The following is a 15,419-nucleotide window of genomic DNA, read 5'->3' on the forward strand; positions in this document are numbered from 1 at the left end:
GTAGCTTTTGACAGCGAGCTTACCGATCATGTAAGAGCGCACGATACAGAGGCGTTTAACGGTGAGTTTAACCAAAAAATTGCCAATGCAACAAATTCTTTTAACAACGCGGATGCGATGCCAAAGCCTCTTTCATTTAATAATTATAAGACTATCAAAATGCTGGGACATGCCCAATCAGGGCAGGTGGATCCCGATACATTGTATGGCCTGGAATACGGAGATAATATGATGCGTGTACTCCGTGAGGGCGGTTATACAGATGAGCAGATAGAAAAAATGAATTATATACAACGTCTCATGGCTGCGTCAAATTTAGCTGCGGCTTCCAAGAAAAATCCCAAACCATTAGATGCTTTCGGGGATTTTGGAGCTGATCAGGGGTTGGGAATAAGCAGAGTTTTTAAAGCCAATAATGATATTCCCATTGATATAAGCGATCCAAATGATTTAAAACTGTTTATGGCTGATCCCAATAAATACAATGATTACATTATTCCTAAGGATAAGGAACAGTACGGATGGATCAAGCAAATTCCCGGATGCAGGAATCTGACTGATGCTGAGATTTTAAGGGAAATGATCAATATGAAACAATACGGATGTTCATATATGTTTCCGGTGAATATTATATTTGATGCATATGTAGGAGATGAAGAGGGATTTCTAAAGAAATTTGGATTCCCTATGAAGAATGAGAATGGGGAACTCAATTATGAGCTGCTTGAGATTTATTATTTTTTAGCAGAGGAAAATGTTGTACATCTTGATTGCTATGAAGGAGTAAATGCATGTGCCAAATATAGAAAGCAGTACTATGAGATAAGACCTAATGAATACAAGCAGAAATACGGAACAGACTTTGCGGTTGATAGTGGTAACGGAGCGCTTGATAATAACTGTTTAAAAGAGGCGGAAGAAATCCAAAAGAGCGGTGTTATAGATTACAGGCCGAATGTGAAAATTGAGGGTGAGTATAGAATTTCCGCTGCCAATAAGCTGGATCATTTTATGAAGAAGAATAAGATAATGGATGTTCAAATAGAGGATCTTGGACTTATTCCTGATTCCGCTGCTTTAAAGAAAGCTCTTGATAATGGAGGTAAAGTATTTTTAGGATTGGCCGGGGGCTTTGTTTTTGAGGATTATGAAGGAATTACTACTAACGATAAACCAATTGATCACGCCGTTGAATTGATTAATATTTCCGATGATGGAAGATTTGAGATATCGACCAACGGGAGGAGATTGTTTTATGATCCCCAAAAGAATGCAATGAGGGGATATGGCTATGATGCCTTTTCCGTGAACTATAAAAAGCCGCTTAAAGATCCTGAGAATAAAGGCCAGTGGAATATTGATCACGGAATTTTTGATGATGTGAATATTAATGATCTGCTTCCACGGTGAATATAGGAAAGAGTGAAAAGAATGAGTTTGAAATACGATCCGTCTGCGAACAATAAGCCTGCTAATGCGAGTTCACTTTATCTCGATAACGCAGGCTATAAGCAGCAACAAGATAATATCAATAATCATGAGAACGCGCAGAAACTAGATGTTTCAGCGTTCTCAGCACAGGAGGAGGTCAGCGGCACAGAGTGCGTTGGCCTCCTTATTGAGCATTGGAAAGACGTAGCGGGCGCGGGTGATAAGTTTAGAGATTTCGGAACGGGAGTGGTTAACGAAGCACTTTCGAGGCAGCAGAAGTCAATAGGTGATGTTGATAATGCAAATGCCAATTCAGTTCCGGTTGAAATAGCAAGCATGAATGAAAATAATAAATATATAAAGTCAACAAATCTTGTTTTTGAGTCAATTATAACGCCCAAGCCGTTTGATGATATAGGAAAGTACGGAGCTGATCAATCAGGACCTGAGAGTAATATTATCGGAGTTTGGAAAGATTTTCCTCTTGATATGAATAAAGTAAATACTATTAATGAGATTAAAAAGAATCCGGGATTGTATGATAAGTATTTTTATGTCTTGAATGAAAAGAGATGGCAGTTTATCAAACAGATTCCTGAATTCAAAGATAAGAGTATTTCAGAGATATATGCAGAACTTTATGAAATGAAGACAAGCGGCTGTACTTACATGCCTGTAGTTAATTTTATTTTTGATGCTTATCAGGATAATAAAGAAGAGTTTGAAAAACGATCCGGTTTTCCCATGGTAGGAGATGACAATGAGCTAAACTATGAACTCCTTCAGATAGCATATTTTAATCAGGAAAAGAATAAGGTTTATCTTGATGAACCTTACGGAATTGAGTGCTACGCCGAATATAAAGAAATCTATTACGAAGAGCATCCTGATGAATATGAAAAGAAATACGGAAGGCCGCTTTATTTACCTGATGGGAAAGAAGATCCCAAGCACTTTGAGCTTTGTTTGAATGAAGCAAAGGAAGCTCAAAAAGCAGGAATAAAAGAGATGAGATTTGATATAGGATATTCTCCTGCGGCTTCTGAACATTCGGTAATTAACAGAGGTAGTCATTTCTGCAAGACGAATCAAGTATTGGATATTCGATTTGAGGATATGGGACATACACCAACAGATAAGCAGTTGCAAGAAGTGCTGCAAAATGGCGGTAAAGTTGTATTCACGACAGAGAATTATGTTTTGGAAGATTACGTCGGAAACAGTATTGCGAAGTCTTCAAGCGGTCATCAGATGATCATCACGGGTATAACCGCAGACGGTAGATATATAGTATCAACATGGGGAAGGAAACTATTTTATGATCCTAAGAAAAACAGTATTAAAGATCCCAATCAGAATTGGTTTTATGCATCATACTACAGCATACCTAAAGTCAAGATAAATAAAACGGTTAAAAGATTCGACCTGGATTCGGTTGATGCATCGTTATCTGATATAGTACTGCCTCTAAATATCAAAAGTGTGGAAAACACTGACGTGATCGTTAACCCAATGTTGGGGAAAGGTGGAATCTCTAAGGATCACAGTTATGATGTTCAAGTTCCGGAAACACTTGAGATCAGTCCTGCAATACCATGGGAAGAGTAAATAATTAACGCAAAAGGGGAAGAGTAGATATGTGGTTAAAATACGATCCGACTTCAAACAACAAGCCTGCCAATGCAAGCTCTCTTTATTTCGACATCGCAGGCTTTAAACAACAACAAAATAATATCTATAACCATGAGAGCGTACAGAAACTGGATATCTCAGCGCTTTCAGCACAGGAGGAGGTTAGCGGCACTGAATGCGTTGGCCTCCTTATTGAGCATTGGAAAGATGTGGCAAGTTCCGGTGATGAATTCAGAAAATTCGGAACAGGCGTATTTGATCCTGCACTTTCAGGGCAGAGCAAGTCATTCATCGATGTGGATGTGAAAGAGGCAGAATCAATCCGGATTGAGTCACAGGGAACCCATGGCGTACGCGCACTTATAGAGGCACCGATGCCGGCTCCGCCTGAACCCGCAAAAGAAATCAGTCCGGCTATACCTTGGGAAGAAGATAATAAACCTGATCTCGGAATCGATCCTTTTGATAATAAAGGACAGTTTGGAGGAGATCAGACTGCGATGCAGGTATGGCCTGATAAAAGGCTGTTTGAATTACCGACAGAAGATTCCGAATTATATGAGTTCATAAGAAAGCATCCCGGATATGAAAACTATTCTGACGAAGCTATTTATGCACTTTTAAGTGAGATAAAAATGAATGGATGCTCTTATGTTGCTATTGCCAATATTATCTTTGATCAGTACAAGGATGATCCCGGTGAATTTATGAAGAGATTCAATATTCCGATGACAGCAATAGGTGGGGATCTTAATTACAAACAATTAATAGTGGATTTTTATTTGGAGACTCATAATAAATTGTATCCGGATGAGATGTGTGGCGTTATTAGTTTTTATCATTATATGGATAAATTCCCGAATGCAAAAAAGAAAATTGATCTGATATCAGAAATGAATGTAAGTGGTTATGACGAATGTGCTCAAGCTCTTGTGGAACTATGGAAGCATGGAATAAAAGAAATATACTGTGACGAAGAAGATCGTACCAGTAAGGAACAGCAGCTGAATAGATTATCACATTATCTTAGAATTCATGGCTGCGATGAATTTGAATATAAGACATTTTGGACTTCAAGAGGTGATGTAGAGAGACAAAAACAAATTAATCATGATATACAGCGTGCTATTGATGAAGGATATACTGTAGAAGTTTCCGCCGAGAAATTTGCGCTTTTGGATGAAAAAGGGAACGTACAATATGCGAATGTGGACGGCGGTCACGCAATGATAGTAACAAGAATTATGCCTAATGGTTTATTGGAAGTATCAACTTGGGGTGAAAGATTATATCTTGATCCTATAAATAATAATCCTGATATGAGTATTGATGGCTTCATGGCCGTGAAAAGAAAGAAAAAAATAACCCCCATTGAAGTAAACGGAAATAATATGTCAAAACTGGAACAGTTTAATAAGACATTGGCTGATCCGATGAGCGCTGAGGAAATGAATGAAAAAATACTTGCCGCAAACAGCAATATTTTTGATATGGTCGGACAGTACGGAGCCGATCCCGGTGGTCCCAAAGCTGAATTCGGAAATGGCATCAATCCGGAAAAAAGAAAAGAAATATTGAATTTTATTAAGAGGCATCAAAACTACGCTACTTGTGATGAAGAAGGGCTTAATACAGTTTTGGATGAAATAGAACTGTATGGCTATGAATGTATTCCTGAAGTAAATGCGATCATGTATGCATACAGAGGACGTCCGAAAGAGTTTGAGAACGAATACGGATACTCTATGATAAGAGAAGACGGTGAGCTTAATACAAACAGACTTCTTGTGGATTATTGTCTTGCGAACGGAATCTGCACCGAAGATGATCTGACATCGGCCCCCGCAGCGGCACAACAGAGATTGGACAATTTCCTGAAAGATAAAAAAGCCGGCGCAAGTGTCAAGAAACTTGGGGATAAACCTAAATACGATGAATTAAAGAAAAAGGTTAATGACGGTTATATAGTATCGTTTAAGGCCAATCCCTATGATCTGCATAATGAGCTTGGTTCCGGTAATAGTATAAGTGCATCCGGGCAAAATGCAGATCGTTTAACTGTTACAAGAGTTAAAGAAAAAGAAGATCAGTTATTTTATGATGTGGCACACTGTGGAAAGCAACATCGATTTGATGCATCCTTTTATGAGAGCAGTGATTATTATGCTATAAAAGTAAATATATAATATATATGGGGAATTAACGCAAAAAGGAAGAGAGTAAAAAGATGAAAATGCAATACGATAAGACTGCAAACAACAAGCCCGCAAACGCAGGCAGGCTTTATTATAATGACGCAGAATTCAAGGTACAACAGAATAATATCAACAACCATGAGAATGCGCAGAAACTTGATGTTTCGGCGTTCTCATCACAAGATAAGATCAACGGGACCGAATGCGTTGGTCTCCTTCTTGCGAATTGGAGTAATGTAGCAAACTCAGGCGATACATTCAGAAACTTTGGAACAGGAGTGCTTGATACTACGCTCGGTAAGATGGCGATGTCAATCAATAAAGTTGATGATGCTGCGGCAAAATCCATCAATATCGAAAGGGGTGTCGCATCAAAGCCGGCCAATATAAACGGTGTTAAAACGGAAGCAGAGAATATGGATAAAAAAAGTCCTGCTTCTGCCGGTGGTATAGCCGCCGGAAGAACCGCGGCTATAGCTGCAGGAGCTGCAGGAGCTGCAGGGGCTAAAGCTGTAGTAGCTGCAGGATCCACGGATGCCGAAAAGGGGAATACTTCTAAGACGTCCAATAAGAACGGAATAAAAATGGAAGTTAAAAATATGGATGCAGAACATGCCGCTCTCGCCGGGGCTATAGCCGTCAGAGACACCGGATCTGAAGTTTTTGGACCGGCGAAAGGAAGAGTGACAAAGAATTCCGGCTATGATGTACAGGATGTTGCAAAACAGGAAAAAAAGGAACTTGATTGTGCCGTACCAATGGAAGGAGAGTATCAGGGAACCAATCCCTTTGATGAACATGGATCATTTGGCGGAAACCAAGAGGACATGGGCATGGGTACAAGCTTTAGCATTTTTGGAATAGCAGGGAAAGATGAAGCATTATACAAATTTATCCGAACCCATAAAGGGTTTGAGAATTATAGTAATGACCAGATCCATGATCTATTAAAAGATGTAGAAGCACATGGCTGTACATTTGTAGCTTTGGCTAATTCTATATTTGAACATTATAGGAGTGATAAAGAAAGCTTTAGAGATAAATTAGGTTTTCCTATGATTGGTGAAAATGGTGATCTAAACTACAGATTTCTTATTATGGATATTGTTTGCAATACAGGGTTTAAGATCTACCTCGATGACGCAACGGGAGTGACTCCTTTAGCAAATTATTTTTATCATTATCCCGATGAAGTGAAAAATAAAAATTTATATGATGAAAAATTAGATCGTCTACAAAATGCTGAAAATGCAGCCCTTCAGTTATATAACCAAAATGGAGAGAACAAAGTATTTGAGACTAAATATTTACGTGGCCCTGTCGGATCAGTGTTTAATAGAGGGTTGCATTATTTTAAGGAAAAAGGTCTTGAGCTGAATATGGGGCCTTTGTTGTATGAGGATGATTATTTTGTAAAAGTAAAAGAAGAAGTGGAAAAAGGACATATTGTTGTATGTGCTGTACAGAATTATACTTTTGAAGATGCTGAAGGAAATCAGGTCTTTAATACTGAAGGAACTAATAATGCGCATGCGATTACTATAGTTGGAGTGACAAAAGATAATAGATTCATTGTTTCATCAAAGGGGAAAAAATACTATTATAATCCTTCAAAACAAAAAAGTAAGGAGAGTGATATACACGAATTTTATTATATATCACGTGACTCATATAAGTGGGTGCCGCATTATGAGTGGGCTAACACACCCCACGGTTCTTCCACGGCTATAAAGATCAAACAGTGATCATATCTAAGAACAATATAAAAGGAAAGAGATAAAGATATGGATTTAAAAAAAATAAACACAGGAAACTTTGGAACAAATGGTGACACCCTGTATCTTAACAGCAAAGTGACCAAGCAAAAGCAGGAGAAGGTACGCGACTGCGAAAGCCTGCAAATACTGGATGTCTCACCGATCAATGATATGGGGAATGCGATAAGAGGAACAGAGTGCATGAATTTGCTCATTAAGAACTGGGAAACTGTCGCAAGTTCGTCAGATCAATTCAGAAACTTTGGAGTCAATGATGTAGACACCGCGATTTCCGGGATCATGAAGTCTATTAATAATGTGGATGAGTTAAATGCAGATAATATAGGTCTTACCAATGACGCAAGTACCAAATATATAAAGACAAGCGGAGGAGATGAATGCATTGACGATCTTATTAAATGGATTGAACATGAAAGACCTTATGATGATAAGGGAAAATATGGCGGAAATCAGAGGGATTACGGAAGCGGTACAGATGTTTGGTTTACTATATGGTTTGAAGATGATGAAATATATGATTTTGTCAGAAGATATCCGGAATATAAAGATGCAAGTCAAGGCAAGATCCATGATATGTTAGAACGGATAAAACATACCGGCTGTACTTATATGGGAATGGCCAATATGATCTTTGACCAATACGTGTATAATCCTGAAGAGTTTAAGAGCGTGTTTGGCTTTGATATGATAAAGGATGGAGATCTAAATTACGCAGAATTATGTGTAGATATTTTTGTGAATACCGAAAATAAGTTCTATCTTGATGAACCGTTTGGAATAGCCTGCTACTCCAAATATAAAATGAAATATTACGTCCTGAATCAGGATGAATATAAGGCAAAATATAATGAAGGAAGTTTTTCTTATAATGATATAACCGGACATATAGAAGGTGACAGCAATGTTGCTGGTAATTGTATGTTTGAAGGAGTGCAAGAGTGGAAAAGAGGGGTTAATGAGATTAAAGCAGATTATCAAATGACTGCTGATCAGAATACAATAAACAGATTTTCACATTATTGCAGAGAGCATGGGATCGATATGGAATACAGGATGGTGGATAAGAACTCTCCTACTTTTGTTCAATACTATCTGGATGCTGGATATTCAGGTTTTATTGGAGCAGAAAACTATGATCTTCAAACGCCGGATGGGAAAATCGATCCTCAAACTACTGCACATTTGATGACAGTGACCGGAACAACAAATGATGGGAAATATAAGGTGTCTTCCTGGGGGGAAATGTGGTATCTTGATCCGAAAAGTAAAAGATCTGATATGAGACTCAATAATGTTTATCTTTTTAAATTAAAAAAGTCAGAGACATACGGTAGTTTAAAGGAAAAAATAAAAAATGAAATGATCAATCTTCCGGGTATGCAGCAAGATAGATCGTGTATGAATATTTTCAAGAAGTATCCCGGTTACGCAAACGTTTCTTATGATGATGCATGTAAGGTTCTGGATAGTTTTGAAAAAAATGGTACATATGCAAAGGCTGCTGCTGAAGCGATCATTGATATATATAAGTATAAGAAAGAAGAATTTAAGGAGAAGTTCCACCTGGATATAAATCGAAAAGACGTGGTAGATCTTCTTGCTTTGGATATTTATCTGCAAACCGATGGAAAGGTATATTTAGATGAACCGGGCAGTAAGGATAGCTGCGCACAGTACATTTACCAATATTATTGTAAAGATCCCAAGTCATTTAAGCTAACACACAATGATAATGTATTTGATGCGAATGGGAACATTAATAATGGTATGGATAACCAATTGTGGTCAATTTGTCAGAAAGAGGCAGGTATTTACGAAGAACTTGCCAATAAATCGCAGGAAAAAGAAATATTGTTCCCGAAATTATGCGACGAATGGGGAGAAAATGCTACTACATTCCAGAACAGGATCGATCATTATTTCAAGGAAAATAATATAGAAGCTAGTGTCAATATGCTTGATTATAAGCCAACTTTTAATCAAGTAGACCAGATGCTCAAAAACGGAAGCAGGGTGTCTTTCTGGACAGATCGTGCTGTTTTTGCTCTGTGCGATATATACGGTGATCTTTACTCTCCAAGTGCTCGTGATGCGGATTTAAAAGAGTTTGTGATAACGTCGACTATACTGACAAAGGATGAATCCGGAAAAGTTGTGGGCCGATATGTTGTTTCATGCGGCGGAAAACAGTTCATTTTTGACCCCAGATATGCTGAAACGACTATGAGTGGATTTTGTGAAATAAAGAAAAAATAGTATTTTAGCCTAAAAAAAGGTATAATACCTGTAATATCGTTTATATTAACAGGGGAAGGGGGCATCTTATGAATATAATTTCTACAGCGGCTGCTTTCTGGCTGATACTCACTGTGATCTTAGCTATTGTTGAGCTTGCTACCGTTGGACTTGTGACGATATGGTTCGCGGCGGGAAGTTTTGTTGCGATGTTTTTCGCGGCATTTGGAGCGAGTATTCCGGTGCAGATCGCTGTTTTTGCGCTTGTGTCGGTTATATGTATCGCTGCGGTCAGACCGCTTGCGGCCAAGTACCTTAACAACAATGTTGAGAAAACCAATATAGACTCTATCATCGGAAAGAGACTGGTCGTTAAGGTAGAGATCGACAATCTTAAAGAGAGCGGAAAAGTTGATTTCGAAGGCTCGACATGGCTTGCCAGATCCGAGGACAATAACATCACGATCCCGGAGGGAGCGGAAGTTACCGTCGTTAGGGTAGAAGGCAACAAGCTTATTGTAAAAAGAGATTTTATGTAAAATGAATGATCAAAAAAATTACGTATATACAAGGGAGGAAAGAACATGGCATCATTTTCATTTTTTATCGGTATAATAGTTGTCCTGGCTATTATCATACTTGCAGCCAACATCAGGATCGTGCCTCAGGCACATTCATTTGTAATTGAGAGACTCGGAGCTTATAAGGAGACTTGGGATGTAGGTCTTCACTTCAAAGTTCCTTTTATAGACAGAGTGGCAAGACAGGTGGACCTCAAGGAGCAGTACTGCGACTTCCCGCCTCAGCCCGTTATCACACAGGATAACGTAACAATGCAGATTGATTCCATCGTCTTCTTTAGAATTTCAGATCCCAAGGCTTACGCTTACGGAGTAAGAAATCCTATCGGAGCCATCGAGAACCTCACAGCGACCACACTTCGTAACGTTATCGGTTCGCTTACACTCGATGAGACACTTACATCAAGAGATCAGATCAACGCACAGATGCAGGATGCGCTTGATATCGCTACCGATCCTTGGGGAATCAAGATCACAAGAGTCGAGCTCAAGAACATCAATCCTCCGGAGCAGATCCGTGACGCGATGGAGAAGCAGATGAAGGCTGAGCGTGAAAAGAGAGAAAAGATCCTCTTCGCGGAAGGTGAGAAGCAGTCACAGATCACCGTTGCAGAGGGTGAGAAACAGAGTAAGATCCTCCAGGCTGAGGCTGATAAGCAGGCAACAATTCTTAGAGCTGAAGCTGAGAAGGAAAAGAAAATACGAGAGGCAGAAGGTCAGGCAGCGGCTATCAAGAGCGTGCAGCAGGCTAATGCGGAAGGTATCAAGATGCTCAAAGAGGCAGGTGCGGATGAGTCCGTTCTTACACTTAAGAGCCTTGAAGCCTTTGAGAAAGCTTCTGACGGACAGGCAACCAAGATCATCGTTCCCTCCAATATTCAGGGAATCGCAGGTCTTGCAAGCTCAATAAAAGAGTCTTTGAAGTAATCGGGCTCTTTATGGGCTTATAACAGCCATGGCCGATACTGACCATAGGTTTATACATGAACAATAAATATAAAACAAAATCACAAATGGTCCTATACTTCCTCAAAGGAAGCGTGATCTTTTTTGTAATAAGCATGATATGTTCGGTGCTTGTGACGTTTTTTGAACTTGTAAGTCCGAAATTCGTGCAGTATACGGTTGATTTTCTTCTCGTGGACGCTGCGGACAGCAGCGTCCCGAGCTATATCGATCACGTGATAAATATGCTTGGAGGAAGGGACTATCTGAGAGTACATCTTTATCTTATGGCGCTTGTTGTCGCGGGGTGCGCGATAGCAACGGCTCTCTTTAGATATTTATTCAAGCTTTTTAATTCAATAGCGGCGGAGAAATTTACAAGGCGAATGCGGGATACTCTTTTCGAGCACATCATACGCCTTCCTTTTGCATGGCATTCGGAGAACCACACGGGAGATATTATCCAGCGATGCACTTCCGATGTCGATACCATCAAGAATTTCGTATCCGAGCAGATGATCAATCTTTTTAGGATCACTGTCAGGATTGCTGTCGCGATGTATTTTATGCTAGGAATAAGCGGCTACCTTACGATATTCTCGGCTGTTTTTATTCCGATCATTGTGCTGTATTCATGTCTTTTTCACAGAAGGATCAGTAAGGGCTTTGAAAAGGCCGACAGTGAGGAAGGTAGACTTTCCGCGACGGCGCAGGAGAACCTCACGGGAGTGCGCGTTGTGCGTGCTTTCGGAAGAGAAGCGTATGAAAAAGAGAGATTTGAAACGCAGAACTATCATTACACAAATCTCTGGATTGACCTGATCCGCACGTTGTCTGCGTTCTGGGCATCGAATGATCTTATTTCGGGCCTTCAGGTCATGCTTGTTACGATCATCGGTGCTGTGCTGTGCGTAAATAACAGCATAACTGTCGGTGAGTACATCGCTTTTGTTTCTCTTAATGCGATGCTCACATGGCCCGTAAGAGCGCTCGGAAGGATCATCTCCGAGATGAGTAAAGCGGGAGTTTCAATCGACAGGCTTCGTTACATCATGAATTCCAAAGAGGAAAAAGACAGCGAGAATGCGATAGAACCTCCGATGAACAGGGATATTGTATTTGATAACGTATCGTACAAATACGGAAACGGAACGGAGGATGTCTTAAGCAATGTAAGCTTTAGGATTAAAGCGGGTACGACCTTCGGAGTTCTGGGCGGAACGGGCTCGGGTAAATCGACGCTTATGTATCTGATGGACAAGCTATATGATCTTCCGGAAAGCACAGGCGATGCCGCCAAGGCAGAAGGCCACGGGGGTGCGGGTGATGCCGAAACGGCAGAGAATTCCGGCAGGATCACGATCGGCGATGTCGACATCAAAGATATCAGGCGAAGCTACTTACGCCGCAACATAGGCCTTGTGCTTCAGGAGCCTTTTCTTTTCTCAGGTACGTTATCAGAAAATATTGCAATAACACAGAGTGACGCTAGTTTCAAGGAAGTTCGTGATGCCGCCAAGATTGCGGATCTCGATGAAGCGATACGTAACTTTAACAAAGGCTATGAAACGTACGTCGGAGAGAGGGGAGTGACGCTGTCCGGCGGTCAGAAGCAGAGGACCGCGATCGCGCAGATGCTTATGGGGAAGCCGCCTATTATGATCTTTGACGATTCGCTTTCGGCGGTTGATACAAGGACGGATGCGAGGATCAGAAAGGCTCTTTCAGAGACGACTGTCGGAACAACGGTCATTCTCATATCACACAGGATCACTACGCTCATGCATGCGGATACCATTCTTGTTCTTGATAAGGGCAAGGTTGCCGAGATCGGCTCGCACGATGAGCTTGTTGCAAATAACGGAATTTACAAGAGAATATATGATATTCAGAAGCAGGGAATATGAAAAAGGAAAACAGTACAACAGGTACGAATCTTAAACTTTTCGGGATCCCAAAGCTGTATCCTTACATAAAGCCATACCTTTGGAAGATAGTGTTTATGGTAAGTCTGGGAGTTTTGAGTTCACTCCTTGATTCGTTTATTCCAATCTTCAACAAGTATGCGATCGACAATTTTGTCGGAAAGGGAACGCTTAAGGGATTACCGGTATTTATAATTTTATACGTTGCTCTTTTGATCGTTTTGGTAGTTGATAACTTTGTCTGCACGTACATCTGCGGACAGGTCGAGATGGGCATGGACAGAGACTTAAGAAACGCTGCGTTTAATCATCTTCAAGAGCTTTCTTTTGCCTACTTTAATCAGAACAACGTGGGTTACATTCACGCGCGTGTCATGAGCGATACCGGAAAGATCGGTCTCATGGTGTCGTGGAGAATGATGGACATTGTCTGGAACGGCTCTTTTATCGTCTGCGTCCTCATCATGATGCTAATTCAAAACGTGAAGCTTGCGCTTATTGTTATGGCGATCGTGCCGGTTACGGTCGTTCTTGCGACTTATTTTCAGAAAAAACTGATCGCGATAAACAGAAAGGTCCGTGAGATCAATTCGACCATAACGGGTAACTTCAACGAAGGAATAACAGGCGCCAAGGCGATAAAGACGCTTGTTGTTGAGGATAAGATACAGGCGGATTTTGAAAAAGATACAAAGAAGATGTTTAGGACATCGGTAAACGCCGCGCATTATTCGGCATTTTTTACCGCATCCGTTACCATGCTTTCATCGTTTGCGCTTGCACTTGTTTTGTATAAGGGCGGAATCATGACGATGAAAGAGGTCCTTGGAATCGGCACGCTCTCAGTCTTTTTATCATATGCGCTTGCGCTCATGGAGCCTGTGCAGAACGTTATCGTGACGCTTTCCGAGCTTATCACGGTGCAGGTTAACGTCGAGAGATTTTTTAAGCTGATCGAGGAAAAGTCCGATGTATTCGATACTCCCGAAGTTATCGAAAAATACGGCGATACTTTCAATCCCAAGAAAGAGAACTGGGAGGAGCTTATAGGAGATATCGAGTTTAAGGACGTTTCCTTCCATTATCCGGACGGAGATGAGTACGTTCTTGAGCACTTTAATCTTAAGGTTCCTCAGGGAACGAACGTTGCGATCGTAGGTGAGACGGGCGCCGGCAAGTCGACGCTTGTAAATCTCGTTTGCAGATTTTTTAAGCCGACCGAAGGTTATGTTCTTATCGACGGAAAAGACGCAGCGGCAAGGTCGCAGCTCTGGCTTCACAGTAACATCGGATACGTCCTTCAGACACCGCATCTTTTTTCGGGTTCCGTAAGGGATAATTTAAGATACGGTAAGCCGGATGCGACGGATGAAGAGATATGGAAAGCGCTTGACCTTGTGTCGGCCTCGGATGTCGTTCGGAAGATGGACAAGGGTCTTGATGCGGATGTGGGAGAAGACGGCGATATGCTATCGACGGGAGAGAAGCAGCTTCTTTCTTTTGCAAGGGCGATACTTGCAGACCCGAGGATCTTGATCCTCGACGAAGCGACTTCATCCATCGATGTCGTTACTGAGAAAAAAATTCAGGACGCCATCGGAATCGTTACTAAAGGCAGGACTTCTTTTGTCATCGCGCATAGATTATCAACAATTGTTGATGCGGATATCATTTTGGTTGTACAAGATGGTAAAATAATTGAGAGAGGTAAGCATAGTGAGCTGATGAATCAAAAAGGCTACTACTATGAGCTCTTTACAAGACAGTTTGAGGAACGGAGTTTTAACCTGATATGACGGACATTGCGGTTTTCAGCGACATACATGCCAATCATACGGCGCTCCAGGCGTGCATTGATTATGCGATGGGCAAAGGTATCACGAACTTTGCTCTTCTTGGCGACTACGTGACGGACTGCCCCAATCCGCAGAAGACGATGGAGCTTATCTATGTGCTGAAGCAGTATTTTAACACTTATATCATCAGAGGAAATCGCGAGGAGTACCTTCTGGACTATTGGAAGGAAGGTAAGGGCAATTGGAAAAAAGGCTCTGCGAGCGGTTCGCTCCTCTATACATACGAGAACCTGACGGAAAAGGATCTTGAGTTTTTTGATTCTCTGCCGAATTACATGCTCTGCGAGATCAAGGGATATCCGCCTTTTGAGATATGCCACGGATCGCCCGAGAACACCGCTGAGCTTATGTTCAGGGAAAAGAGAAATACCAAGAGGATAATCGCGCATCTTAAGACGAATCTTTTGCTGCACGGTCACAATCATGTGCAGGATACGTATATCTACAGAGGAAAAAAGGCAGTGAATCCGGGATCCATCGGAATTCCGTGGTATCACGAAGGAAAGACTCAGTTCTGTATTCTTCACGGAAACGGAAAGGCTTGGGAAGAGGAGCAGATTCAGCTTGATTACAACAAGAAAGAGATCATCAGAGAATTCAAGGCGTCGGATCTCATGACGATGGCGCCCGCCTGGGCTGCCTCCGCAATGCACACGATCCGCACCGGTGTCGACATCAATGAGACGATCCTTCTTCGTGCGATGCGACTTTGCGAGCAGGAAAGAGGAGTCGTTCGTTGGCCCGACATCCCTGAGAAATACTGGGCGATCGCCCTTAAAGAAAACTATGTGGACCTCCACGGAAAAGACATTCCGCGGGAGACAGAAGAGTAAATAAAGAG

General features: G+C 41.2%; 10 protein-coding genes. All 10 read left to right on the plus strand.

From position 1 onward, the window contains the following. Nucleotides 1-1,410, plus strand: a 1,410-nt coding sequence (locus D6856_RS15235; RefSeq protein WP_158588971.1) for a hypothetical protein, incomplete at its 5' end; no start/stop codon positions are given. A 21-nt stretch (nt 1,411-1,431) separates the two neighbouring features. Further along, nucleotides 1,432-3,039, plus strand: a complete 1,608-nt coding sequence (locus tag D6856_RS14460; RefSeq protein WP_120687482.1) for a hypothetical protein — start codon at nt 1,432-1,434, stop codon at nt 3,037-3,039. A 29-nt stretch (nt 3,040-3,068) separates the two neighbouring features. Next, on the plus strand, nt 3,069-5,249 hold the full coding sequence (locus D6856_RS14465) for a hypothetical protein (RefSeq protein WP_120687483.1): 2,181 nt from the start codon (nt 3,069-3,071) through the stop codon (nt 5,247-5,249). A 41-nt stretch (nt 5,250-5,290) separates the two neighbouring features. Then, entirely contained in the window at nt 5,291-7,003 is a 1,713-nt protein-coding gene (locus tag D6856_RS14470; protein ID WP_120687484.1) for a hypothetical protein, read from the plus strand. Nucleotides 7,004-7,042: 39 nt separating this feature from the next. Continuing rightward, on the plus strand, nt 7,043-9,292 hold the full coding sequence (locus D6856_RS14475; protein WP_120687485.1) for a hypothetical protein: 2,250 nt from the start codon (nt 7,043-7,045) through the stop codon (nt 9,290-9,292). Between the two features lie 68 nt (nt 9,293-9,360). Further along, entirely contained in the window at nt 9,361-9,810 is a 450-nt protein-coding gene (locus tag D6856_RS14480) for an NfeD family protein (RefSeq protein WP_120687486.1), read from the plus strand. Nucleotides 9,811-9,855: 45 nt separating this feature from the next. Continuing rightward, nucleotides 9,856-10,779 (plus strand): SPFH domain-containing protein, encoded by a 924-nt coding sequence (locus D6856_RS14485; RefSeq protein WP_120687487.1) that lies wholly within the window; start codon nt 9,856-9,858, stop codon nt 10,777-10,779. A 113-nt stretch (nt 10,780-10,892) separates the two neighbouring features. Beyond that, nucleotides 10,893-12,704 carry an ABC transporter ATP-binding protein gene (locus D6856_RS14490; protein ID WP_243114100.1) on the plus strand — a complete coding sequence of 604 codons (1,812 nt, stop codon included), beginning with the start codon at nt 10,893-10,895 and terminating at the stop codon, nt 12,702-12,704. Further along, on the plus strand, nt 12,701-14,518 hold the full coding sequence (locus D6856_RS14495) for an ABC transporter ATP-binding protein (RefSeq protein WP_120687489.1): 1,818 nt from the start codon (nt 12,701-12,703) through the stop codon (nt 14,516-14,518). The genes D6856_RS14490 and D6856_RS14495 overlap by 4 nt, the downstream gene beginning before the upstream one ends. Beyond that, a complete protein-coding gene (locus tag D6856_RS14500) occupies nt 14,515-15,411 on the plus strand; it encodes a metallophosphoesterase family protein (RefSeq protein WP_092247752.1) in 897 nt (298 codons plus the stop codon). Before D6856_RS14495 ends, D6856_RS14500 begins: the two co-directional genes overlap by 4 nt. Nucleotides 15,412-15,419 lie beyond the last annotated feature (8 nt).

This window comes from Butyrivibrio sp. XB500-5, from assembly GCF_003625505.1.
Taxonomy (GTDB): domain Bacteria; phylum Bacillota; class Clostridia; order Lachnospirales; family Lachnospiraceae; genus Butyrivibrio.